Annotated in this window: 23 protein-coding genes; 12 read left to right on the forward strand and 11 right to left on the reverse strand. The window is 62.2% G+C overall.

Annotated features, from left to right (window positions below; all coding sequences use genetic code 11):
* The first annotated feature begins 158 nt into the window (after positions 1 to 158).
* From E8A46_RS06270 to der, 3 genes are all read left to right on the forward strand, one after another.
* Positions 159 to 812 (forward strand): tetratricopeptide repeat protein, encoded by a 654-nt coding sequence (locus tag E8A46_RS06270; RefSeq protein ID WP_291558765.1) that lies wholly within the window; start codon positions 159 to 161, stop codon positions 810 to 812.
* Positions 813 to 845: 33 nt separating this feature from the next.
* The gene (locus E8A46_RS06275; protein WP_291559005.1) at positions 846 to 1,391 is read left to right on the forward strand and encodes a hypothetical protein; all 546 of its coding nucleotides are present in this window, start codon (positions 846 to 848) and stop codon (positions 1,389 to 1,391) included.
* 241 nt (positions 1,392 to 1,632) lie between these two features.
* The gene (gene der, locus E8A46_RS06280) at positions 1,633 to 3,018 is read left to right on the forward strand and encodes a ribosome biogenesis GTPase Der (protein WP_291558767.1); all 1,386 of its coding nucleotides are present in this window, start codon (positions 1,633 to 1,635) and stop codon (positions 3,016 to 3,018) included.
* Between the two features lie 320 nt (positions 3,019 to 3,338).
* Here der and E8A46_RS06285 read toward each other — a convergent pair whose 3' ends face one another.
* On the reverse strand, positions 3,339 to 3,986 hold the full coding sequence (locus tag E8A46_RS06285; RefSeq protein ID WP_291558769.1) for a LysR family transcriptional regulator: 648 nt from the start codon (positions 3,984 to 3,986) through the stop codon (positions 3,339 to 3,341).
* A gap of 139 nt (positions 3,987 to 4,125) precedes the next feature.
* On the opposite strand from E8A46_RS06285, the gene E8A46_RS06290 reads away from it, so the two are divergent.
* The 7 genes from E8A46_RS06290 to E8A46_RS06320 all read left to right on the forward strand — a co-directional run bounded on the left by E8A46_RS06290 (position 4,126) and on the right by E8A46_RS06320 (position 13,376).
* The gene (locus E8A46_RS06290) at positions 4,126 to 4,644 is read left to right on the forward strand and encodes an L-2-amino-thiazoline-4-carboxylic acid hydrolase (RefSeq protein WP_291558771.1); all 519 of its coding nucleotides are present in this window, start codon (positions 4,126 to 4,128) and stop codon (positions 4,642 to 4,644) included.
* Between the two features lie 2 nt (positions 4,645 to 4,646).
* Positions 4,647 to 5,780, forward strand: a complete 1,134-nt coding sequence (locus E8A46_RS06295; protein WP_291558773.1) for a helix-turn-helix transcriptional regulator — start codon at positions 4,647 to 4,649, stop codon at positions 5,778 to 5,780.
* A gap of 268 nt (positions 5,781 to 6,048) precedes the next feature.
* Positions 6,049 to 6,288 (forward strand): hypothetical protein, encoded by a 240-nt coding sequence (locus E8A46_RS06300; RefSeq protein WP_291558775.1) that lies wholly within the window; start codon positions 6,049 to 6,051, stop codon positions 6,286 to 6,288.
* 425 nt (positions 6,289 to 6,713) lie between these two features.
* On the forward strand, positions 6,714 to 9,593 hold the full coding sequence (locus E8A46_RS06305) for an autotransporter domain-containing protein (RefSeq protein WP_291558777.1): 2,880 nt from the start codon (positions 6,714 to 6,716) through the stop codon (positions 9,591 to 9,593).
* 484 nt (positions 9,594 to 10,077) lie between these two features.
* Positions 10,078 to 11,055: an AraC family transcriptional regulator gene (locus E8A46_RS06310; protein WP_291558779.1), complete on the forward strand. Its 978-nt coding sequence runs from the start codon at positions 10,078 to 10,080 to the stop codon at positions 11,053 to 11,055.
* Between the two features lie 733 nt (positions 11,056 to 11,788).
* Positions 11,789 to 11,923, forward strand: a complete 135-nt coding sequence (locus E8A46_RS06315) for a hypothetical protein (protein WP_291558781.1) — start codon at positions 11,789 to 11,791, stop codon at positions 11,921 to 11,923.
* A 187-nt stretch (positions 11,924 to 12,110) separates the two neighbouring features.
* Positions 12,111 to 13,376: a TCR/Tet family MFS transporter gene (locus E8A46_RS06320; RefSeq protein ID WP_291558783.1), complete on the forward strand. Its 1,266-nt coding sequence runs from the start codon at positions 12,111 to 12,113 to the stop codon at positions 13,374 to 13,376.
* Here E8A46_RS06320 and E8A46_RS06325 read toward each other — a convergent pair.
* From E8A46_RS06325 to E8A46_RS06360, 9 genes are all read right to left on the reverse strand, one after another.
* Entirely contained in the window at positions 13,368 to 14,516 is a 1,149-nt protein-coding gene (locus tag E8A46_RS06325; RefSeq protein WP_291558785.1) for a hypothetical protein, read from the reverse strand. The two genes, E8A46_RS06320 and E8A46_RS06325, sit on opposite strands and share 9 nt — an antisense overlap.
* 161 nt (positions 14,517 to 14,677) lie before the next feature.
* On the reverse strand, positions 14,678 to 15,418 hold the full coding sequence (locus E8A46_RS06330) for an SDR family NAD(P)-dependent oxidoreductase (RefSeq protein ID WP_291558786.1): 741 nt from the start codon (positions 15,416 to 15,418) through the stop codon (positions 14,678 to 14,680).
* A gap of 123 nt (positions 15,419 to 15,541) precedes the next feature.
* Positions 15,542 to 15,685 carry a hypothetical protein gene (locus tag E8A46_RS06335; RefSeq protein ID WP_291558789.1) on the reverse strand — a complete coding sequence of 48 codons (144 nt, stop codon included), beginning with the start codon at positions 15,683 to 15,685 and terminating at the stop codon, positions 15,542 to 15,544.
* A 13-nt stretch (positions 15,686 to 15,698) separates the two neighbouring features.
* Positions 15,699 to 17,219, reverse strand: coding sequence for an amidophosphoribosyltransferase (purF, locus tag E8A46_RS06340; protein WP_291558791.1), 1,521 nt, complete (start codon positions 17,217 to 17,219; stop codon positions 15,699 to 15,701).
* 53 nt (positions 17,220 to 17,272) lie between these two features.
* A complete protein-coding gene (locus tag E8A46_RS06345; protein ID WP_291558793.1) occupies positions 17,273 to 17,902 on the reverse strand; it encodes a CvpA family protein in 630 nt (209 codons plus the stop codon).
* A gap of 258 nt (positions 17,903 to 18,160) precedes the next feature.
* Positions 18,161 to 19,615: a DNA repair protein RadA gene (gene radA, locus E8A46_RS06350; protein ID WP_291558795.1), complete on the reverse strand. Its 1,455-nt coding sequence runs from the start codon at positions 19,613 to 19,615 to the stop codon at positions 18,161 to 18,163.
* 118 nt (positions 19,616 to 19,733) lie between these two features.
* A complete protein-coding gene (locus tag E8A46_RS30410) occupies positions 19,734 to 20,066 on the reverse strand; it encodes a hypothetical protein (RefSeq protein ID WP_363251198.1) in 333 nt (110 codons plus the stop codon).
* Positions 20,067 to 20,069: 3 nt separating this feature from the next.
* Positions 20,070 to 20,618, reverse strand: a complete 549-nt coding sequence (locus E8A46_RS30415) for a prohibitin family protein (RefSeq protein WP_363251200.1) — start codon at positions 20,616 to 20,618, stop codon at positions 20,070 to 20,072.
* Between the two features lie 137 nt (positions 20,619 to 20,755).
* Positions 20,756 to 21,478 (reverse strand): sulfite exporter TauE/SafE family protein, encoded by a 723-nt coding sequence (locus E8A46_RS06360; RefSeq protein WP_291558797.1) that lies wholly within the window; start codon positions 21,476 to 21,478, stop codon positions 20,756 to 20,758.
* 188 nt (positions 21,479 to 21,666) lie between these two features.
* On the opposite strand from E8A46_RS06360, the gene soxC reads away from it, so the two are divergent.
* Both soxC and E8A46_RS06370 read left to right on the forward strand, forming a co-directional pair.
* Positions 21,667 to 22,989, forward strand: coding sequence for a sulfite dehydrogenase (soxC, locus tag E8A46_RS06365; RefSeq protein WP_291558798.1), 1,323 nt, complete (start codon positions 21,667 to 21,669; stop codon positions 22,987 to 22,989).
* On the forward strand, positions 22,976 to 23,509 hold the full coding sequence (locus E8A46_RS06370; protein ID WP_291558800.1) for a cytochrome c: 534 nt from the start codon (positions 22,976 to 22,978) through the stop codon (positions 23,507 to 23,509). The genes soxC and E8A46_RS06370 overlap by 14 nt, the downstream gene beginning before the upstream one ends.
* A gap of 219 nt (positions 23,510 to 23,728) precedes the next feature.
* Here E8A46_RS06370 and E8A46_RS06375 read toward each other — a convergent pair whose 3' ends face one another.
* Positions 23,729 to 23,965: a hypothetical protein gene (locus E8A46_RS06375; RefSeq protein ID WP_291558803.1), complete on the reverse strand. Its 237-nt coding sequence runs from the start codon at positions 23,963 to 23,965 to the stop codon at positions 23,729 to 23,731.
* Between the last annotated feature and the right edge of the window lie 18 nt (positions 23,966 to 23,983).

The following is a 23,983-nucleotide window of genomic DNA, read 5'->3' on the forward strand; positions in this document are numbered from 1 at the left end:
ACCGCGGGGAACCGCTGCGCGGCAGCGTTAACGCTCTGACGGGGCTAGCTTTGCCTTGCCACCGCCATATCGCTAGGATATCGCCGCCGCCACGCGGGGATCAGGTTTGTGGCAACGCCGGATTGAGGCGCGGCCTATTGGGGATGGGATATCTGTAAGTGACTGAATTATTTGACGAAGTCGACGAGGAGGTCCGCCGCGACCAGCTCAAGCGGCTGTGGGACCAGTATTCGATCTATATCGTCGCGGGCGCGCTGCTGATCATCGCCTCGGTGGGCGGCTGGCGCGGTTATCAGTATTTGGAGGCCAAGAAGGCGGCCGAGGCCGGCAGCGCCTTCGACGCCGCGGTTGACCTTGCCGAGCAGAACAAGCCTGCCGAGGCCGAAGCGGCCTTCAACAAGCTGGCCGCGACCGCGCCGTCCGGCTATCGCATGCTGGCGCGGTTCCGTGCGGCGGCGGAAGTCGCGACGCGGGATCCGCAGGCCGGGGCCAAGATCTATGACGACATCTCGGCCGATCGCAGCGTCGGAGCGGTGGAGCAGGATCTCGCCAGGATCCGCGCCGCCGGCTTGCTGTTGGAGACGGCGAGCTATCCCAACATACTCCAGCGCCTTGAGACCTCGACCGGGCCGGAGGCGACCTTTCGCCATACCGCGCGTGAATTGCTGGCGCTGTCGGCCTGGCGCGCCAATGACACGACAGCGGCGCGGCAGTGGCTGGATATGATTGCCAATGATGGCGAGACACCGTCGGGCCTGCGTTCGCGCGCCGAATCGCTGCAGGCGTTGCTTCCACCGGTCGCGAAGAGCTGACGGCAGGAAAACGAGTTGAACGAGAAATCGACCATGCGCCGTCCGCAACGTCTGATCGCGGCTTTCGTCCTCATCGCGCTCTCGGGCGTGATGGCAGGCTGCTCGAGCGGCATCAGCAGCTGGGATCCGATGGATATGCTCGATTGGCTCGACACCAAGAAGAAGCTGCCGGGCGAACGCAAGCCGGTTTTCCCCGATGGCGTGCCGGGTCTGGAGCAAGGCGTACCCAAGTCACTTTACAAAGGGGCTTCGCAGCAGGAAATCGACCAGCAGAATGCCCAGGCGGCGGCGGCCGCCGCCGCGCCGCCACCTCCGCAGGAGGCCAAGCCGAAACGATCAGCCAAATCCAAGAGCAAGCAACCCGACACGGCCGGCACGGACCCCGCCGCAACGCCGGATGAGGATGGTACCGCGGCAGTGCCCCCGGCTCCCAAGCCCAAGAAGATTGTCCGCCAGCGCACCACCGCGCCGCCGTCCGACCAGCCGGCCGATGCGCAACCGGCGCAGCAGGCCCAACCGACTCAGCAATCGGCCGCGCCATTCCCGGCGCCGCTGCCGGGCGGCACCTTCCAGCGCTGATTTCGGGCTTCCCGTCTCATCGATACGCGCGTCCTACGGCGCATTTTCCGGCAAAGTCGGGTGCGGTTTGTCGTGAGAGCGTTTTCGAGCGAAGCATGCCCCCGGACTTGATCCGGGTGTGGTACCGGTTCGCGTGAAGAAAGCGCGTCAACGGCCCAAGACGGCAGCGTCTGGTCTGATTGAATCAGAACAGACGTTGCCGAAGATGTTCTAATAGATTACCCGCGCGCATGGATCGCTTATGCCCTTTACGATCGCCATCATCGGCCGGCCTAACGTCGGAAAATCGACGCTGTTCAATCGGCTGGTCGGGCAGAAGCTTGCGCTGGTCGACGACGAACCCGGCGTTACCCGCGACCGCCGCGAAGGCGCGGCGCGCCTTGGCGATCTCGAATTCGCCGTGATCGATACCGCTGGCCTCGATGAGGGCGCCAAGGGCTCGCTGACCGCGCGAATGCAGGAACAGACCGAAGCCGCCATTGGCCTCGCCGACGCCCTGATGTTCGTGATCGACGCGCGCGCCGGGCTGACGCCGAACGATCGCGCCTTTGCCGATTTCGCGCGCCGCGCCAACAAGCCGGTGGTTCTGGTCGCCAACAAGAGCGAGGGCAAGCAGGGCGATGCCGGTGCGATGGAATCTTACGCTCTCGGCCTGGGCGAACCGATCCAGATCTCGGCCGAGCATGGCGAGGGCCTCAGCGATCTCTACGATGCGCTGCGCGTCCTGATGCCGGAGCCCGCGGACGAAGACGCGGAATTCGACGATGACGACGTCATCGATCCGGATGAGGACATTTCCAAACGCCCGATCAGGGTTGCCATTGTCGGCCGCCCCAACGCCGGCAAGTCCACGTTGATCAATCACCTGCTCGGCGAGGAGCGGCTGTTGACCAGCGCCGAGGCCGGCACCACGCGCGATTCCATCTCCGTTGAAATCAACTGGAAGGGCCGCGATTTTAGGGTGTTCGATACCGCGGGCCTGCGGCGGCGCTCGCGGATCGAGGAGAAGCTGGAGAAGCTTTCGGTGGCGGACGCGCTGCGCGCGGTTCGCTTCGCCGAAGTCGTGGTGCTGATGATGGACGCGCAGAACAGGTTCGAGGAACAGGACCTGCGCATCGCCGACCTGATCGAGCGCGAGGGCCGCGCCCTGGTGATCGCGGTCAACAAATGGGACTTGATGGGACGCCAATCAAGCCTGATTTCGGCGTTGCGCACCGACGCCGATCATCTGTTGCCGCAAGTCAAGGGCATGCCGATCGTCGCGGTGTCCGGCCTGATGGGCGAGGGCATCGACCGGCTGATGAGCGCGATCGAGGAGGCTTACGCCGTGTGGAATCGGCGGGTGCCGACGGCTTCGCTTAATCGCTGGTTCGAGCAGGCGGTGGACGCCAACCCGCCGCCCGCGGTCTCGGGCCGCCGGCTGAAGCTGAACTACATCACGCAGGCCAAGGCACGGCCGCCGAGTTTCATCCTGTTCTGCTCGCGCGCGGACGCCGTGCCGCAATCCTATCTGCGCTATCTCGTCAACTCCCTGCGTGAATTTTTCGAGCTTCCGGGCACGCCGGTGCGGATTTCGCTGCGCGAGAAGGCCAATCCGTTCGCCCACAAGCGCAGGCGGCCGTCGTGAGCTGCCTGTAGATGGTCTCCAAACTCCCGATTTGGCATTTAACGGGCAAATCTATCGTTAGTCTCCGGCAGACGTCTGGAACGTTGCCGTTTTGAGAGACGGCGGCCGCAGACCGGGTTTGATCGAGACTGCGCGGTGGTCGCGGCTGGTGCGTGTTGGGCTTATCCAGATCGCGGGTAACGCGTATGCCTTTGGCACACGCAGAAGTGCAGTAGTTCGTTTTGGTCCAACCCACCGCCGCTTCTGTCCTAGGGCGTGAACCCATCATAAAACGCGCCCATGGATGCTTTGCCGGACTCCGCCTTGGGTCCGATAGCTGCCTAAGTTTTGCAGCGAAATGACGCGATATGCCAGAAGCAGTCAAAGGCAAAACCAACGAGGGCTCGGTCAGACACTCCTGAGAAACTTGACGAGTGCCCGGTGCTCCCGGCCAGTCCAGGTAGCGTAACGAGCGTCGTTGGCAGAAGGGCTCCTGTGGACGTTCGCAACTCGATGCGATCAATGTGCAGGCCCGGTGGCGATTGCAGGGATGTGCGGAGCAATGCGTCGACTTTTCCGTCGATCAGTTCGCACAAGTCGTCCGTGGCGACGAGCTTGGTGCGGGACCATTCTCCAGATCGCCGCAAATTCTCTATCGCTGGATGGCTTTGCTCCGACAGCGTAGGTGAGACGCCCACGCGCAGTTTACGTCCTTTGAGCGCAGGCGCCACGCCTTCCGTCGCGTCGGCGATTGTGTGGAAGGCCACGCTTATCGAAGGCAAGTAGTTTTCACCCGCTGCCGTGAGCAGGAAGCCGCGGTGGAATCGTCGAAAGAGCTGCACACCCAGGCTCGCTTCGAGGCTCTTGACCTGCTGGCTGACGGCTCCGGGAGTCACACATAGTTCGTCGGCTGCCCGCTTAAAACTCAAGTGGCGTGCTGACGCCTCGAACGCACGGAGGCCGTTAAGGGGAGGAAGCCGATAGCTCATCGTGCAGACAGCCATTGCTTCGATGCGTGCATCTTCCTGGCATAGAAAAACTAAGTCAACCCGACAGAAGAAATGATTTGATCCATGCTCGCTTTGGCTGCAAGGAACAACGACAGGACCATTTAATGGACCAGCGGCCATGGTTGACACGAACGAAGTTGCCATCAGTCACTTACAGCGCCGCAAGATCGAAGGGCGTGTGCTCATCCCATTCATTCAGGCGTTGCGGGATAAATTCGGCGAAAGCGCAACGCGCGAGGTCGTTGACGAGACAATTCGCAAGCTCGCCGCCGAGGACGGTGCAAGATGGGCTGCAACCTACGGGCGAACGACTGCGTCACTGCGAAAGGTGGCCCAAGAACTTTGGGCAGGTGGCGGCAGTATGGATGTCGAGATTGTCGGTGAGTCTGAAGATTATCTTGATTTCAATGTGACTCGCTGTCGATACGCCGAGTTCTACAAAGAGCTGGGTCTCACTGACCTTGGCTTTCGCGTCCATTGCAATCGGGACCACGCCATGGTGGTGGGCTTCAACGGTGAATTCGAACTGTCCCGAAGTCAGACGATCATGGAAGGCGGGGGCTGCTGCGATTTCAGATTTCGCAAGCGGGCAAATATATCGACAACCGCCGGTGCGGGTGTCCGTCTTCGAGGATGACCATGGATCAGGCTGAGCAGCTCTCTGAACTCATCGGGGAGATCTATGATGCAGCGCTGGATCCCTCGCTGTGGAGTGACGTTGTCGGCAAGGCCGGGCGCTTCGTCGGCGGCTCGGCGGCGGCAATCTTTTCCAAGAGCCCAATCGCCGGGAACGGCAATGTCTATTACGAGTCCGGCACTGACCCGTACTATCGACAACTCTATTTCGACAAATATGTAAAACTCGACCCTTCCACGACCGGCCATTACTTCGCTGATGTCGGGCAACCGATCGCAGTAGCGGATCTCATGCCTTACCCCGAGTTCCTGGACACGCGGTTTTATAAGGAGTGGGCCCACCCACAATGCCTGGTGGATTTCGTATCGGCGGTGCTCGATAAATCGGTAACCAGCGCGGCACTGTTCGGGGTGTTTCGCCACGAACGCGACGGTATTGTCGACGATGAAACGCGCCGCCGCATGCGCCTCATCGTTCCGCACATTCGCCGGGCGGTGCTGGTCAGCAGATTGATCGATCTTAAGTCCGCGGAGGCTGCGAGCCTCGCGGACACGCTCGATGGCCTTAGCGCGGGGATGTGCCTTGTCGATGCGGTTGGGCGCATCGTCCATGCAAACATCGCCTGTCACGTCATTCTCGACGCCGGCGATTTCCTGTCAGCGATCGCGGGGCGGATCGTCGCGCGCGATACGGAGATCGACCAGACGTTTCGTGAGCTGTTTGCAGCCGCCGGCAGCGGCGATGCGGCAATCGGAACTCAGGGTATTGCCTTGCCACTGATGGCGCAGGATGGCTCGCATTATGTCGTGCATGTGCTGCCGCTGACGTCCGGGGCCCGCCGCCTTGCCGGGATCGCTTACTCTGCAACCGCGGCTTTGTTCATTCGCAAGGTGGCAACGGAAACCCCTTCTGCTCCGGAAATCATCGCGCGCGCGTACAATCTGACCCCGACCGAGCTGCGCGTGCTGCTCGCCATCGTTGAGGTCGGCGGAGTTCCCGAAACCGCGGCGGCCCTCGGCGTTGCGGAAAGCACGATCAAGTCGCATCTCGGCCGTTTGTTTGTGAAAACCGGCACCGGTCGCCAGGCCGATCTTGTCAAGATCGTTGGGGGATTTGCGTCTCCGCTGATCGGCTAGCGAGTGCCATCAATTGACACCGGCCGCGGATAATCGGTCGAGGTTCATTGTGGTCCAAGGCGCGGTCGCTGCTGCCCAAGCGTCGTACCATCGCCGCGCTTTAAGGTTTGCGGCGAAGTTCGCCGCAGCGTGCGCGTCGCGGTCTCCTGCGTTGGGAGGACGCGGACCGTGTCGCGTGCAGGTATAGACAGGGTTTCGTCCGTGAACCGATTGTCATCGATGCGGCATTCTATCTTCAGCTGAGTCCGCTGTTTATGGTGAACAGAGTATGCCTCGTTTCTTCTTCGATCTCTTCTTCGATCACTATGTTGTTCTGGATCCGGGAGGAATGTTGTTCGAGTACCCCGCCAGCGCCACTGCGGCCGCTGACGAACTGGCGCGACATCTTCTCGTTTCGCGAGCCGAACTGCGCAATAGCGGCAGCTGGATACGCGTCAGGGACGAGCGCAAGAAGGAAGTCTACCGATCATCGATCGATCCTGCCCCAGCCGGTGGCGGCACGGCATGATGTTTGGGGCCAGGGCGACATGCCCTGACTGGAAGATCGTTGCAGCATTGCCCTGTATCCCGTTCCCGTCATGACCGATCCGAGGCGTCGTGCATGGATTGTGGGTCTGCGCCATCGGCGCCGGGTTGACGCCTTCGGAATGACAACGGTTGAGTCGATCTAGGCCAGACGGCTCTGCTTGGTGTCGCAAAATTGCACCAGCCACCGACAATAGCTAACCGGTTCACTTTGGTCCAAGTCGTCGTCGCCTCCATCCAAGCCTCACATCATCGTGACGTCTAGGGTTTGTGCAGAACGAATCTGGCGCCGCTGCGCGCGCGTCGCAGCCTCCCGTGTTCGGCGGAGGCGGCCGTGTCTGCGCAGCTTCGGTGAACGCGTCGAAGCGCAGCTCTGGCGTATCGACAAGGTCTGACTGGGGAATGGAAATGAACTGGGCTGCTCTGAATATTCTTGCGCACCGTGAATTTGCACGACGCTGCCTGGCACAAATATTTGCGTTGGCACTGGTGATTGCGTCGTTCGCGATAGTCGATCGGGCAGAGGCCCAGTGCACGCCGGCCTCACCGGTCAACAACGCGATCGTCACCTGCAGTGGCACGGTCTTCAATCAAAACGGCACCAACGGCTACGGTACCATCAACGACAAAGGCAATACCATCAACGTTGGGTCCGACGTCCAGCCCGGCGCGTCGGTGACAGGAACGGACAATGGTGTCGTTTTTCTTGTTGGAACAGTCAACAATTTCGGTGCCATTTCCGGAACGGGCGCAATCGGCGTCTTTGGCAGTAGTGTTGGCGACGTCTTCAATTCCGGGACGATCTCAGGACACGACGCCGGCGTTAATCTCGCCAACGGCGCCGTGACGAACATGAGCAGCGGCACGATCACCGGAGGGATCGATGGTATCTTTCTCCAGGACTTCGGTCTGACTAATCAGGATCCGGCTACCGTGTCCAATGCCGGCACCGTCACGGGCGGTACACACGGAATCTTGTTCCAGGACGGCGGAGGCGTCGTATTCAATAGCGGCGCCATTACCGCCACGGGTGCAAATGGCACCGGCATTTCCGCCCTCAACGGCACCGTCACGGTGAGCAATTCCAGCGCCGGGGTGATACAAGCAAACGGCGCCAATGGCATTGCCATCAGCGCCAACACCGTCAACGTCACCGGTAATTCCGGCACGATACAAGCAGCGGGCGCGGGCGGCATCGGTATTCTTGGTACTGCTGCCGTCAACATAACCGCGAATTCCGGCACGATCTCGGCCGGGTTCTTTGGCGTGCAAGGCTTCGCTGCGGTCAACGTAGACAGCACCGGTACCATCCTGGGCGGGCGATTCGGCATTGTCAGCAATGGCAATGTGACAGGAACCAACTCCGGCGGCATCATTGGCGGCGTGGCCGGCATTAACGCTGGCGGCACTGTCACGATTGCCAATTCGGGCACTATTTCTGCCACGGGCGCGAACGGCCTTGGCATCTTCGCCAGCGGCGCAGCCGATGTGATCAATTCCGGCATTATTTCCGCGACCGGCTCGAACGGTTTTGGCATTTCCACCAACGGCACTGCCACGGTGAGAAACTCCGGCACGATCTCGGCCGGGTTCTTTGGCGTGGTAGGCAGCGCTGGAGTCAAGGTGGACAACACAGGCACAATCCTGGGTGGGGGAGACGGCATTCTCAGCAACGGCGATGTGACAGGAACCAACTCCGGCAGCATCATTGGCGGCGTGGTCGGCATTGGCGCCAGCGGCACTGTCACGGTTACCAATTCGGGCACGATCTCCGGCGTGTTTGAGGGCACCAACACCACGAACGCCTCCGTCGTCAACTCCGGTCTGATCAAGGCGACAGGCCCGGATGGCATTGGCATTTTCGCCGCCAACGCCGCCAACGTGACCAATTCCGGCACGATTTCGGGGAGCACGGGCATCAGGGTCGACAACGCCTTGGGCGTCGGCAGCACCATCACCAATTCCGGCACCATCATCGGCACTGGCGGCACCGCGATCAAGCTGTCGAACGCCGCCGATACGCTGACGCTGTTGCCGGGCTCGCGGATCGTCGGCGTGGTCGACATGGGCGGCGGCGCTGACGTCGTCAATGCATCCGTCGTCGCGCCGAGCAGCAAGGTGTCATCGCTCACGACCCTCGTGCTGCCGACCTTCATCAACTTCACCGGCACGCTGACCACCAACTTCTCCGGCGGCGGCTTCACCGGTCCGGCGGCGCAGGCCGGGATGCAGCTCGCTACCCTCGATCCAACCGCACTGGCGCAAACCGACCGCACCTTGATGGATTTCACCGGCGGGGTCTCGTCGCTGGTGCAGGGCCGGCTCAACGGCGCCTCTCCGTCAGCGAGCGGCGCAATGATGGCGATGAGCTACGCGCCGGAGAGTGACACTGGCGGGCCCTTCGCCAAGGGTCCGGTGAGGGATACCAACTGGCTCAGCCCCGCGCCGATCACGGTATGGGCGAACAGTTTTGGCGGCCAGCGCACCCAGGATGCGACGGATACGACGCTGCGTTCCACCTCGACGGCCTGGGCCGGTGCCATCGGCATCGACCGCAGGGTGCGACCGGACTGGCTGGTCGGCGCGTTCATCGGCGGCGGCTCCGGCGGACTTTCGGTCGATCTGAATTCGCAAACGGTGAACACCGACTACGTGTTCGTCGGCGGCTATAGCCGCTTCGAATGGGCTTCGCAGTTCTTCGACTTCACGCTGCAGGGCGGCAACGCTTCCAACAGGTCGAAGCGGCTTGTGCTCAACAACCTCGCGGCGGGCGGTACGGAGACGGCGAGCGCGAATTACAACGGCTGGTTCGTCAGCCCGGAGATCGCCTATGGCTTTCGTTACGACGTCGGCAACGGCTACGTGCTGACGCCGACGGCGCGGCTGCGCTATGTCGCGGGCGTGTTCGACGGTTACAGCGAAACCGGATCGGCGCAGCGCCTGACGATCGGCAGCCGCACGCTGCAGGACCTCGAGGAGCGCGGCGAACTCGACATCTCGAGGGTGACGACTTTCTTCGGCGGTGACCACACCCTCAAGACCAACGCGCATGGCGGCGTGATCGCGCTGCAGCGGGTGGGGGACACCGCCGTCAATGCCGTGCTGCTCGGCCAAAACCTCGCCTTCGTGACACCGGGCGCCGGCTCCGCCATCGGCGCAGTGCTCGGCGCCGGCTTCGACTACCACACCCGCGGGAACGTCGCGGTGTTCGGCGCGGTCGAGGGCATGACGATGTCCGACCAGAGCCGCATCGTCACCGCAAGGGGCGGGGTGCGCGTCGCGTTTTGACGTCGCACCGCGGGCTGGGAACCGCGTTGTGCGAAGCGCAGTTGAGCCGTCGGTGGCGAAGTCCCGTCGGTGTCATTGCTGACGTTGCGAGTTCTTGCGACGTTGGGCCAGCATGACTTCGCCAAGGCCGCTTTCGTTCAATCATGCATGATCAGGCTCTGCTTGGTCGGGCGGCCTTCGATCCAGAAATCGTGGGCTCATTTGCTTGGCCCACCGGCGACGATGATGGGCGCATAAATCGTCCTTAGCAGCGCCGAGACAGTGGCTCTGAACCACTTCCGCCATCAGGCCGATCACCTCAGAACCCGTATTCGACTTATTTTTATCGTTGCGTTGCAACAAAAAACAGGTGTCCCCCGATCGATGGAAGCGGCGAATTCCGCTGTGATCTATCAACGCCGGATCGGCCTGAGCGGCCGACAAATCGCGGAATGATGGCTGATATCGCCGCAATCATGACCGGCCCCTATAGGAAGCAACCCGGATGACCGATCCAGACAGCTCCGCGACAGTTCGATTCTCGACAGCCGATTTTTCAGAAGACAACCGGGTTGCCAAGTGGCGCGAGCATTACGGCCACACGGTGCTTAGGGCTGCCATTGAGCCTAGTGACGACGCCTCGTTCGAGGCAGCTGTGGCTTCACGTGTTCTGCCGGGACTGCAACTGGTGTCGGGGAGATTTACGGCCGCCCGAATAGTGCGAACGCGTGAGATGATCGCAGACGGCAACGACGATCTTTCACTCCTTGTGAATCAGACAGGTAACGTTACCGTTTCTGCGCGCGGCCATGAGGTCGCGCTCTGCGAGAATGACGCGGTGTTAATCAGCAGCGGGGAGACCATCGTGTTCGACCGGCGTTCTTTCGGCGAATCTATCGCGATTCGAATTCCATACGCGACGTTGTCGTCGATGGTCGTTGATGTCGATGATGCAATCATGCACCAAATTCCCCGAAATACGGCCGCGCTTAAGCTTCTGACAAGTTACGCGAACACGTTGCTGGGTGACGATCATGCGTTGGCGACGCCGGCTCTTCGACATCATGTTGCGACCCACCTGCACGATTTAGTGGCGCTCACGCTCGGAGCGACTCGCGAAGCCGCAGACGTCGCAAAAAGGCGCGGGATGGGGGCTGCCCGATTGAGAGCAGCAAAGATCCATATTATGGAAAATGTTAGCTGTCGGGATATTTCGATCGGCAGCGTCGCGTCGCATCTCGGAGTGACGCCGCGCTATCTACAAAGACTGTTCGAGAGCGATGGCACCACGTTTTCCGCCTTTTTGCTCGGGCGGCGCCTCGCACGCGCCTACCGCATGCTCTGCGAGCCTCAGTCCGTGCAAAGGCAGGTGAGTACGATTGCCTACGACGTTGGCTTTGGTGACCTTTCGTATTTTAACCGCTGCTTTCGACGGCTCTACGGCGCCACGCCTATGGAGATCCGACAAGCCGCCGTGAATTAGGAATTGGCCCGCGAGTGGAATGTCGAAAATTTGCGGCAGCCTTCTACAAAGACTCCGTGATTATTCAAGACCCTGTGATGGCGTCTCTCGACTAGCTGCTGTCGCCACTGTCCAAGATTCAAGATCCGACGGTGGGTAGGTTTGCGGATGTCGACGCCAGCGTTGCATTGCTTGGGAGAAGTGTCTCGTTCGCCGAGTAAGTCATCGCGGCGTAACTCAAGTTAACCAGGAAGGCCACATGACTACCTCGTCCAAGAGCGCAAACGTCTACGAAAGCAGTCCGTTTGCCGAAGTAGTTCGTTTTTGTGCAGTTGGCCTTCTCTTATCGTTAGCGTTCTTGATCGTCGTTCCCTTCACACTCGAAGAATGGTTTTAATGTCTTCTAGGGGGCGGTGGGAGCGCGCACGGAAGTGTCGTGCTTGCAATCGTCTCAGTGTTGCAGTCGTGACGGCGCTTGTCGAGGGATACCGAATGCACTCGCTTGCAAAATTGGTGGCGGCTGCCACTCAAAAATTAAATAGTCAAATTGCTCCAATGTATGCGCGCCCAGCAGTGCCTGCTCGGCTGTTGGCAGCGCTGCTGGAGGCGTTGCATCAATCGCGAGCGTGCCTCGCCACTCGTGAGCTGCACCGGTATCGGCACCTCCTTCAAGATGATCAGGCCTTGACCGTCTTGGGCGCCGGGATGCGTCGAGGCTGAAGGGAAATTAAAGCCGATGGTACGGAGTAGATATATGCTTCAGCGTGTTCTGTTGGCCGCTTTGATCGTCGGTTTTGGATTTGCCCATTTGTTTGCAGTGTACCGGCTCAATGCTGTGCAGCAGGCAGCAAACCCGACGTCAGTTGCGATCGCGGTTAACGGCGACTAGCCGATAATCGGGCGGCGGGCTTCCGTCAGAGGCCAACTGAACGATAGTCGTCACGCGTGAACTGGAGTTCTAGGCGGGCACCTGCCCCCCCGGAACCTGCGGCTGCTCTGCATTGCTATCGACGCCGGTGCGTGCGTTAATCTGGGCCCGGTAGCAGTCCTTCCGCCCGCAAACGCAAGCGTAAATCATGGTCGACGAACCGCCCGCGAGTATCATCGGGGCGCCATTGGTAAGCGCACCGGGGCGCGGCGCCGCGGTGGCTTTCATCTTCGTCACCATCCTGCTCGACATGTTCGCGCTTGGCCTGATCATGCCGATCCTGCCCAAGCTTGTGGAAAGCTTCGTCGACAACGACACCGCGAGCGCGGCGCGCATCTTCGGCCTGTTCGGCACGGCATGGGCCCTGATGCAGTTTTTATTCTCGCCGATCCTCGGCGGCCTATCGGACCGGTTCGGGCGGCGGCCGGTGGTGCTGCTGTCGAACTTTGGACTCGCTCTGGACTATGTCCTGATGGCGCTGGCGCCGTCCCTCATCTGGCTTTTCGTCGGCCGGGTGATTTCGGGCATCACCTCGGCGAGTGTTTCAACCGCCTTCGCCTACATCGCGGACATGACGCCGCCGGAACGGCGCGCCGCGGTGTTCGGCAAGATCGGCGTCGCGTTCGGCGCCGGTTTCATCCTGGGGCCGGCGATCGGCGGACTACTCGGCGGCATCGATCCCCGGTTGCCGTTCTGGGCGGCGGCGGGTTTGAGCTTCGCCAATACGCTCTACGGCCTGCTGATCCTTCCGGAGTCGCTGCCGCACGATCGCCGCTCCCCATTCCGCTGGAAAAGCGCAAATCCGCTTGGCGCGCTGCATTTGTTGCGCTCCGACCGGGTTCTGGCCGGTCTGTCGGTGGTGAATTTCTTTGCCCAGCTCGCCCATGTGGTGCTGCCCTCAACCTTCGTGCTTTACGCAACCTATCGATATGGCTGGGATGCGACCACCGTCGGGCTGACGCTGGCGATGGTCGGCGTCTGCGCGATGGCTGTGCAGGGCGCGGCGATCGGGCCGATCGTCCGGCGTTTCGGCGAACGCCGGGCGCTATTGTTCGGGCTTGGCTGCGGCGCCGCCGGCTTTCTGATTTTCGGCGCGGCGCCGAGCGGCCCGCTGTTCTGGCTCGGCATTCCCGTGATGGCGTTGTGGGGGGTGTCGGGGGCGGCGCTGCAGGCGCTCACGACACAACGGGTCACGCCGGAGCGACAGGGCCAGTTGCAGGGCGCCACGGCGAGCGTGCAGAGCGTGTCCCAGCTGCTGGGACCGTTTCTGTTTACCCTGATATTCGCCTATTTCATCGGCGCGCAGGCGCCGCTGAACTTGCCGGGCGCGCCGTTCCTGCTGGCGACGGCGCTGTTGCTGCTGGCGCTTGTGATCGCCGTTCGCACGCTGGCGAGCGTGCAGCGCTCAGCGTAACGCGTCCGAGGTCAGCCGGAATTTCTGGATGCGCTTTCCGTTGTCGACCTCGGCGGTGTAGACGTTGCCTTTGGCGTCGACCGCCATGGCATGGACCCAGTGAAATTGCCCGGCGTTGCGGCCGCCCCGCCCGAAGCTGCCGACGATCGTGCCGTCCGCGCGGTTGATGATCCGGATCTCATTGTTCTCGCCGTCGGCGCTCAGGAGATAGCTCTGCTTCGGATCCGGCCAGATCGCGAGATCCCACACCGCGCCGTTGCCGAGCGTGTTCTTTTCGTAGAACCACTCCTTTACGAAAGTGCCATCCTTCCGGAACGCCTGGATGCGATTGTTGATGCGGTCGCAGACATAGACCAGCCCGTCATGCGCGATCTTCACGCAGTGCACGGGATTGGCGAATTGCTGCGATACCGGTGCCTTGGGATCGTAGGGCGGTTGCTTGTCGTCGTTCGGCGGGTTGCCATAGGCACCCCAGTGCCGCTTGTAGGCGCCTGACGTGGCGTCGAACACGATGACGCGGTGGTTGCCATAGCCGTCGGCGACATAGATTTCGCCTGCGTCCTTGTCGATCGCGGTTTCGGCGGGCTTGCCGAGCTGGGTGGTGTCGTTGCTTCCCTTGCTCGGCGCGATCTTGCCGATCTGCATGACGAATTGGCCGTCGAGCGTGAATTTCAGGATGGCGTTGTCGTTGTCGGCATTGCCGCCGATCCACACGAAACCCCGCTCGTCGACCTCGATGCCGTGTTCGCGCCCGACCCATTCATAGCCCTCGCCCGGGCCGCCCCAGGCGCGCAGGAGATTGCCGTCGGCGTCGAATTCCAGGACCGGCGGCGCCGGGACGCAGCACTTCGAGCGCGGCGGCGACAATACGGCACCCCTCTCGTCGTCGGTCAGCGAGCGCGGCCGGTGGATCAGCCAGACATGTCCCTGCCAATCGACGGTGATGCCGCCGACCTGGCCGAGGATCCAGTTGTTCGGCAGCGGCTTGGGCCAGGACGGCTCAACGGCAAACCTCGGAATCTCGCCGGCATTCGCTGGCCGCGGTGCGCTGAGCAGAATGGCCGTGGCGATGCAGATGACAGCGATTTTGGACAGAGCCGCGATACGCCATAAATGGCCGCGGGCCTTGGTCGTCATCATGGAGTTCTCCCGTGCATTTTCTTGGTGTTTTTTGATTGAGGCGCAGTCAATCGCGGGGAGGTTCGGGAGTCAATTGCGCTTCGACGTGCCCGGATGCTGCGCAGCGCATAGCGGTGCGCTATGCGCTGCGCAGCGTCTGGGACACGATCCAGAGCTTGCAACTACCCCGGCGCGCGAAAGCTCATCAGCGTGCGCGTCGGATAGTCGTAGAACTTCCCGGTCTCGTTCCATGACGGCAGGCACATCGGTACGATGAATTCCGCGGCCTGTTGCGGCGTATCCAGCGTCAGCGGATCCTCGCCGGGAAATACCGTGGCGCGCATGCGGGTGCGGATCGGGCCGGGGCTGAACAGGTTGACGCGAAGCGCCGTCGAGGCGGTCTCATTGGCCCATACCCGCGCCAGCGTCTCAAGCGCGGCCTTGGAGGCCGCGTAGGGGCCGAGATAGGCCAATGCCTTGTTGGAGGCGCCTGAGGTGATGAACACGGCGCGGCCGGCATCGGACTTCTTCAACAGCGGCTCCATGCAGCGGATCAATTGAAAGTTTGCCGACACGTTGATCGCCATCACCTCGTTCCACGGCTTCAGCTCGATATGGCCGAGCGGCGAGGAGGGGCCGGCGACGCCGGCATTGCCGACGAGGATGTCGAGCTTGCCGTGACGTTCGTGCAGCGCCGCGCCGAGCCGTGCGATGCCGTCGGAATCAGTGAGGTTGAGCGGCACCAGAGTGGCGTTGCCGCCGTCTTTTCGGATCTCGTCGTCGAGTTCCTCAAGGCCGCCTTGCGTGCGCGCCACCGCAACCACATGCGCGCCTGCCTTGGCCAGCGCGCGCGCGGTGGCATAGCCGATGCCGCGTGAGGCGCCGGTGACGAGAGCGATACGGGAGGCGAGGGGCAGGGTCATGGCAATAGTTCTCTCCGTCATGCCTGGGCTTGTCCCGGGCATCCACGACTTTGCGGCGGGTTTTACAGACGTGGATGGCCGGGACAAGCCCGGCCATGACGGAAATTTCTTGCTTGTTAAGCTTTAGCTGCCGCCGCCTGGCAGCATGTTGTCGCTATTGGTTCCGTTCCTCGAGCCGTCGGGTGTCACCTTCATGCCCTGCCTGAAAGCAAAGTCGATGAATCCGACCAGAAACACTCCACAGAGAATTGCGATGAACGGCTGCATCTCGCGCCTCGCGTCAGCTCGCTTCCGCCAATAGCGACAATTGCCGCGGCTGCGGCTCGACCTGGGTCTGGTCGGTGAGATGCGTCGGATAGGCGCCCGTGAAACAATGATCGGAGAATTTCGGATTGGCGGGATCGCGGCCGGGCTCGCCCATGGCGCGATACATGCCGTCGATCGACAGGAAGGCGAGGGAATCGGCGCCGATGATTTCCCGCATCTCTTCAAGGCTATGCGTCGCAGCCAGCAAACCGCCGCGATCCGGCAGGTCGATGCCGTAATAATCCGGGTGGATGATCGGCGGCGAAGCGAGGCGGAAGTGGACTTCGCTGGCGCCGGCGTCGCGCATCATGCGGACGATCTTTTTCGACGTGGTGCCGCGCACCAGCGAGTCGTCGATCAGGATGATGCGCTTGCCTTCGATCGCGGCGCGATTGGCCGAATGCTTCATGCGCACGCCGAGCTCGCGCACGCTCTGGGTCGGCTGGATGAAGGTGCGGCCGACATAGTGGTTTCGGATGATGCCGAGTTCGAACGGCACCCCGGATTCCCTGGAGTAGCCGAGTGCGGCCGGCACGCCGGAATCTGGCACCGGCACCACCACGTCGATCTCGACATGGCTTTCGCGCGCGAGCTGGGCGCCGAACGCCTTGCGGACTTCGTACACGCTTCGGCCGCCGACGATCGAATCCGGCCGCGAGAAATAGATGTATTCGAAGATGCAGGGCCGCGGCGGCTTCGGCGGAAACGGCTTGTGGCTTTGCGCGCCGCGCTCGTCGAACACGATGATCTCGCCCGGCTCGACGTCGCGGACATATTTCGCGCCGATGATATCGAGCGCGCAGGTCTCCGACGCCAGAATCGGACAGCCGTCGAGTTCGCCCAGCACCAGCGGGCGGATGCCGAGCGGGTCGCGCGCGCCGATCAGCTTCTTGTTGGTCAGCGACACCAGCGAGTAGGCGCCTTCGATCGCGCGCAGCGCCTCGATGAAGCGGTCGATGAAACGGTTGCGTTTGGATTGCGCGACCAGATGCAGGATCACTTCGGTATCGGTGGTGGATTGCATCATGGCGCCACCCCGCACCAGGTCGCGGCGCAGGGTCAGCCCGTTGGTCAAGTTACCATTATGGCCGACCGCAAATCCGCCGGCATTGAGCTCGGCGAAAAGCGGTTGCACGTTGCGCAGGATGGTCTCGCCGGTGGTGGAGTAGCGGACGTGGCCGACAGCGGCATTGCCGGGGAGGCGCTCGATCACCTCGCGGCGGGAGAAGGTGTCGCCGACGAGGCCGAGGCGGCGCTCGGAATGAAACCGGGCGCCGTCGAAGGAAACGATGCCCGCGGCCTCCTGGCCGCGGTGCTGAAGGGCGTGCAGCCCGAGCGCGGTGATCGCCGCGGCCTCGGGATGACCGAAAATGCCGAACACGCCGCATTCCTCGCGTAACGTGTCGCCTTCAAGGTCGGTATCTTCGAGATAGAGCGGACCGAGATTCAGCCCGGGTTGTTCGGCGTCGTCGGAAGGGCCCTTTATCTCGTCCATCGCGCCTCTCTTTTGGCCAAATATCAACTAGCCAAGTATCAACTAGCCAAGCATCAACGTCCCGCGGGCTTTTCGATCAGCTTTTTCAGGCTGTCGCGGGCAGGCTTGCTGTAGCCATCACCTGACGGCGGCGCTGCCTGATCGGTGTCAGTCTGCTCATCGTCTGGTTTATTCTTCTTGAATCTCTTCAAGATGGTGTTCTCGGGGTCGTCCGGCAAGAGCGCCATCAGCCATTGCCCGGTTCCATCCAGCACGGTCCGGGATTTTGCGTTGGTTACCCAATCGGGCCGCTGCTTGTCCGGAACCAGCCAGCTGAAAAACAGGAAGGCGACAACGACGATAAGCAAGCCGCGGGCCAGTCCGAACAGGAATCCGAGGGTGCGGTCCAGCGCCCCGATCCGGGAATCCAGGATCATGTCGGAGATCCGCACCGTGACGATGGAGACCACGATCAGGGTACCGATGAAGACGCCGGCCACAACCACCACGCTCGCCACCGTGTCGTTGTTGAAATAGGTCTTGGCGGTCGGCAGCAGCTTGCCGAAGGCGTACAGCGTGACCAGCGCGGCCGCGCCCCACGCTGCGATCGACAGAATTTCGCGCATGAAGCCGCGTACCATCGCGAGCAGGCCTGAGATCAGCATCACGGCGAGCAGGACGAGATCAAGGATCGTTATCGGCATCGGCTGGTCAGGTCCGCATCAAAGTTCAAAACCGCGAATCGGCGTGTCGGTGCCGCCCTAGGTGACGGTCAGACGGGTTGTCCCGCAAGGCCGGAAATCGTGCCATCCAGCCCGGTGCGCGGGTTGTATAGAGCATGATCCGGAAAAGTGGAAACCGGTTTTCCAAAAAGATCATACTCAACAAAAAGATACCGCTGGAGTCTGATCTACTGGGTTGATTCAGACCCTGGCGGCGGGGACCGGTGACCTGACGTCGGGCTAGCCCTCCTGACGCCGGAATCGTGCAGGTGTGGCATTTTTCTCCGTCGCGGAGCTCTCCCGGTTGGCTTTCGGCGCACCGCGCGCGGCGATATCGGCGACCAGGCTGGTCAATCCGCCCACGGTCGTGAGGGAGAGGCCGGCGTCGCCGCCGACCTCGCCGCGGGCCGATTCGGGCAGCACGGCGCGGCCGAAGCCGAGTTTGGCCGCTTCCTTCAGCCGGGCCGAGGTCTGCGCCACCGGCCGGACCGCGCCCGACAGCGAAATCTCGCCGAAATACACCGCATCCGTCGGCAACGGCGCATTGACCAGCGACGACACCAGGGCGGCGGCGGCGGCAAGATCGGCCGCCGGTTCCTGGATGCGCAGGCCGCCCGCGACGTTCAAATAGACGTCATGGCCGGACAGTTTGACGCCGCAATGGGCCTCCAGCACCGCCAGCACCATCGACAGCCGGCTCGGGTCCCAGCCGACCACGGCGCGGCGGGGCGTGCCGAGCGTGGTCGGCGCCACCAGCGCCTGCAATTCCACCAGCACCGGGCGGGTGCCCTCGATTCCGGCGAACACCGCGGTGCCCGGACTGCCGAGATCGCGCTCGGATAAAAACAGCTCGGAAGGGTTGGAGACCTCGCGAAGCCCCAAGCCCGTCATCTCGAACACACCGATCTCATCGGTCGGGCCAAAACGGTTTTTCACCGCGCGCAGGATGCGGAATTGCTGCGAGCCTTCGCCCTCGAATGACAGCACCGCGTCCACCATGTGCTCGACGACGCGGGGGCCGGCGATCTGGCCGTCTTTTGTGACGTGGCCGACCAGAATGATCGCAGCACCTGATTTCTTGGCAAACCTGATCAACGCCTGCGCCGAAGCGCGCACCTGCGTCACCGTGCCCGGCGCGGATTCCACCGTGTCGGTCCACATCGTCTGGATCGAATCGATCACGATCAACCGCGGCACCGCGCCTTCGGACAGCGTCGAAACAATATCCTCGACCGAGGTTTCCGCGGCCAACTGCACCGGCGCATCCGCCAATCCCAGCCGCTCGGCGCGCAGCCGCACCTGGGCGACGGCCTCTTCGCCGGAAATATAGACCGCGCGGTGGCCGGCGCGCGCCATCAGGCTGGTGGCCTGGGTGAGCAGCGTCGATTTGCCGATCCCGGGATCGCCGCCGACCAACAGCACCGAGCCGCGCACAAAACCGCCGCCGGTGACGCGGTCGAGTTCGGCCATGCCGGAGGGCAGGCGAGGGGCCTCCGTGCTTTTGCCGGTCAGGCTTTCAAGTTGAAACAGCCGGCCCTTGCGCTTGCTGCGGATCGACACCGGCATCGTGGTGGCGCCGGTAGTATCCTCCTCGACCAGCGTGTTCCACTCGCCGCAGGATTCGCACTTGCCCTGCCAGCGATTATACGCCGCGCCGCAGTTCTGGCAGACAAAGGAAAGGGCGGATTTGGCCATCGGGGAGCTTGGTTTGGCAACGGATTCGAATCCGATTGCCTTCCCATAGCATGGAATGAGGGGCGGCAATGCCGGAGATCTCCGCCTCCGGCACCGGCGCCATCGCTTTCGTCCAGCCTTACTTCACCGACACGAATGGCACCGCCGAGCCCGGCACCATCGTGGTCGGCAGCACGCCGTTCCATTTTTCGGCCTGCACCAGCGTGACGAGGTTGGGGTTGGTGCCGAGCGCCTTGGCGCGGGCTTCGATAGCGGCCGCTTCGGCTTCGCCGGTGATCTTGATGTTGGAGGCCCTGGCTTCGCCGTTCAGCCGCGTGGCGTCGGCATTTGCCTGCGCCTCGGCGCGAACGGCGTTGGCCTTCGCATTGGCCTGGGTGACGGTGATCTGGGCCTGCACCTTTTCGCGCTCGGCGTTCTGCTGCAGCTTCTGCACCTCGACCTCCGCCAGCATGCGCTACTCGATCGAGTGCAGATAGTTGGCGCTGAACTCGATATTCTCCAGCTGCACGCTTTCGATAATAATCATGGGATCATATTTCAGCGTCTCGGTGATGGCGTCCTTGATCGCACCGTTGAGCGCGCCGCGTTCCTGGATCGCCTTCACCGCGGTATAGCGGCCGAACACCACCTTGACCTGCTGGTTCACCACGGGGTTGACGACCTGATTGACCGCGGTGTCGAGGCGGCCGAATTTGGCGTAGAGGTCGGCGACCTTGTCCGGCGAGGCGCGCAAGGTGACGCTGATCTTCAGGTCCGCCGGCTGCTGATCGTAGGAGTAGGAATTCATCTTGTCCCACGTGTAGGTCGAGGTCCTGACGCTGATCTTCTCGACGCTGTCGATGAAGGGAATCTTGAAGCCCAGACCTGGCTGCGCGGTGCCGACGACGGCGCCGTTGCGGAGCAGGACCGCGCGCTCGGTCTGATCGACCGTGTACCAGCTGCCAAGAAGTGCCACGATCGCAATCACGCCAAGGACGGCCGCGGCAATAATTTCCCTGTTCATCTAATGCTCCTGGGTTCAAAGGGACTGAATCCGGGCCACTGCAATGTCCATGGCCGGTTATAATTCGATGCAAGACGCGTCCCTTCGTCGGCGATTCGCAGCAGTTGGTTCAGATCGGCCGACGCCGTCAGCCGATTCTATGAAAATGCCGTCCAAAGCGTGGCAACCCCCGCCACGAGCATGATCGCGTCCATCACCAGCCGAAACGCCTCCGGCTCCAGCCGCAAGACAAACCGCTTGGCGATGAAGGCGCCGAACATCAGCGAGGACCCGGCGATCAGGCCTTGCATCGCGATATCGAGCGTCAGGGCACCGAAGTGCTGGAAGGTCACGGATTTGCTGAGATACATTCCGAGCGAGCTTGCGGCCTCGGTGGCCAGAAACGCGCCCTTGGTGAGGCCGTAAAACAGAAACAGCGGCACGCTCAAGGGGCCGGTCGACACCACGATGCCAGTGAGGTAGCCGATCACTGCGCCGCCGATCGCAAGATGCCAGAGCGAGAGTTTGAATTGGTGCCGGGCGAGGAAGTGTCGCGCCGGCACCATCGCGATCAGAAATACGCCGATGGAAATATCGACCGCGCGCGACGGCAGCACCAGCAAGGTGCGCGCGCCGAGCGCTGCCGCCGGAACAGCGGTCACGGAATAGACGGCGCAGGCGCGCCAGTCGACCTCGCGCCACCAGGCGAGGATACGCGACAGGTTGGCCATCACTGCGGCGATCGCCATGATCGGCACGGCCTGTTTCGGCCCATATTGATAGATCAGAACCGGCATCAGCATGATCGACGAGCCGGTGCCGACAATGCCGCTGAGGGTGCCCGCGACGAGCCCGACTGCCAGCACAAACAGGAAGTTCAAGAGTGGCGTCTCCTGCGAATCGGCTGTGATTTTCAGCCTGACGGGTGGCATTTGCTCGCACGGCGTCAAGAATAGCGACAGGTTCGCGGGATGTAGACGGCCATATCGGAACGGGATACCGTGTTGGATCAGCAAAAAGGGACGGTCGATGGCGATCGATAACGTCCTTCAAACCAGGGGAGGCTTGGATGGCGAGGTCTGGCGACCGCGACGTGCGCGGTCAGACTTTGGAAGCTGCTGCGGGAAACGGGTTGATCAACCGCCGCGCGCTGTTGGGGCGCGGCATGGTGATCGCCGGCGCGATGGGCGCAGGCATTGGTCCGTCGGCGGCCGCGGGCGCCGAACCGCTCAGCGATGGTCCGTGGAGCCTTGAAGTCGGCGACCCGACGCCGCTCTACCAGGTGCCGTCGAAGTTCGAGGCCAAGGTGGTGCGCACGCTGAGCAATCCCAATCACGAGGCGCGCAATTCGCATTCCCGCACGCCACACCATTTTCTCGAGGGAACCACCACACCGAACGGGCTGCATTTCACGATCAATCATGGCGGCATTCCCACCATCGATCCGGACAAGCATCGGCTGGTGATCCATGGCCTCGTGAAGCAGCCGCTGGAGTTCACGCTCGAAACGCTGTCGCGCTATCCCATGACCTCGCGGGTGTCGTTCGTCGAATGCGGCGGCAACAGCGCTCCGATGTTTGCGCCCGAGCCGATGCAGGAAACCGTGCAGGCGCTGCACGGGCTCGCGTCCTGCGCGGAGTGGACCGGGGTCAAGCTTTCCACCCTGCTGGAGGAAACCGGCGTCGATCCACGCGCGAAATGGCTGATCGCGGAGGGCGCGGACTCGCCGCATCTGAGCCGCAGCGTGCCGATGCAGAAGGCGCTGGATGACGCCATGATCGCGCTCTACCAGAACGGCGAGCGCATCATGCCCGGCAACGGCTATCCGATGCGCCTGCTGCTGCCCGGCTACGAGGGCAACATGAACGTCAAGTTCCTGCGGCGGCTCAAGCTCGTGGAACAACCCGGCATGAGCTACTACGAGGCTCGGACCTATTCGCCGATCCTGCCAAGCGGCAAGGCCTACCGGTTCTACTTCCTGCAGGAGGTGAAATCCTTCATCACCCATCCGTCCCACGGCATGGCGTTGAAGGGGCCCGGTCTCCACGAGATTTCGGGCATCGCCTATTCCGGCACCGGCCGGATCGAGAAAGTCATGGTCTCCGCCGACGGCGGCAAGAGCTGGGCGCAGGCAGCGCTTCAGGAACCGGTGCTGAGCAAGGCCTTCACCCGTTTCCGCCTGCCGTGGCGCTGGGACGGCGGTCCTGCCACGCTGCAGAGCCGCGCCTGGGATGAATCCGGCAACGTGCAACCGACCCGCGCCGAATTCGTCGCCGCGCGCGGCCAGTTGGATAAACCGGCGCCGGTGTTGGCCTTTCCCAACCAGCACTACAATTCGATCACCAGCTGGGGCGTCGCGAGCAGCGGGGAGGTCAAGCATGTTTACGCCTAAGCGCGCGATCTTCACCGCTTCCATGCTGTTGGCGATCACGGCCTCCGCGTCACTGGCCGAGACGCCCAATCTCGGCAAGCCGATCGACGAGGCAGCCATCGCCAACTGGGACATCAGCATTCTGCCCGATGGCACGGGACTGCCGAAGGGCAGTGGCACGCCGGCGAAAGGTGCGGTGATCTATGCCGAAAAGTGCTCAGCCTGTCATGGCGACAGCGGCAAGGGTGGCGCCGCCGCAGCGCTCGTGAGCGACAAGAAGATCGAGGGCATCTCCGCGGCGCAGAAAACCATCAAGAACTTCATCGGGGATTCGACGACGATCTTCGATTTCATCCGCCGCGCCATGCCGTTCCAGGCGCCGCGTTCGCTGGGTGATGATGAAGTCTACGCGCTGACGGCTTATATTCTCGCCGAGAACAAGCTGATCGGTCCGAGCGACGAGATGAATGCGCAGACCCTGCCGAAGGTGAAGATGCCCAACCACGACAACTTCATCATCCGGTTTCCAGATCGCATTTAGAGCGTTTTCCAGCGAAGTGGATCCCGGTTCGCGTAAAGAAGAAGTGGATCGAAGTGGATCCCGGTTCGCGTAAAGAAAACGCGTCAAAACAAAAAGCTAGAGCCTCGGTTCCGATTGAATCGGAACCGAGGCTCTAGTCTAGGGTTTCGCATTCGGCGACGCCTTTGCCAAATCGGGGGCTTGCGTCAACAGGCTCTGGCGGGTGTCCGCATCGGCCGGTCAGACCATCACGAGTTTGATCTGGCCGCCTTCAAAGGTTCCGGCCGCAAGAGCGTTGCGGGCCATCCTTTCGATGATCGGCCAGTTTGTGAGAAGGTACTTCTGCGCCTGCAGCTTCGTCGGGAACCTGGTTTGCAGAATGCAGCCCTGCCGCGTGTTCCCATTCGCAATCTGAAAAGACACCGTTTGGGGTCCCTCGTTGATCTCTTGTTCAGTAGGCTCGGGAAGCTTCCGCATACACTTTTCCTTTTTGAG

This window comes from Bradyrhizobium sp., from assembly GCF_004799445.1.
GTDB lineage: Bacteria > Pseudomonadota > Alphaproteobacteria > Rhizobiales > Xanthobacteraceae > Bradyrhizobium.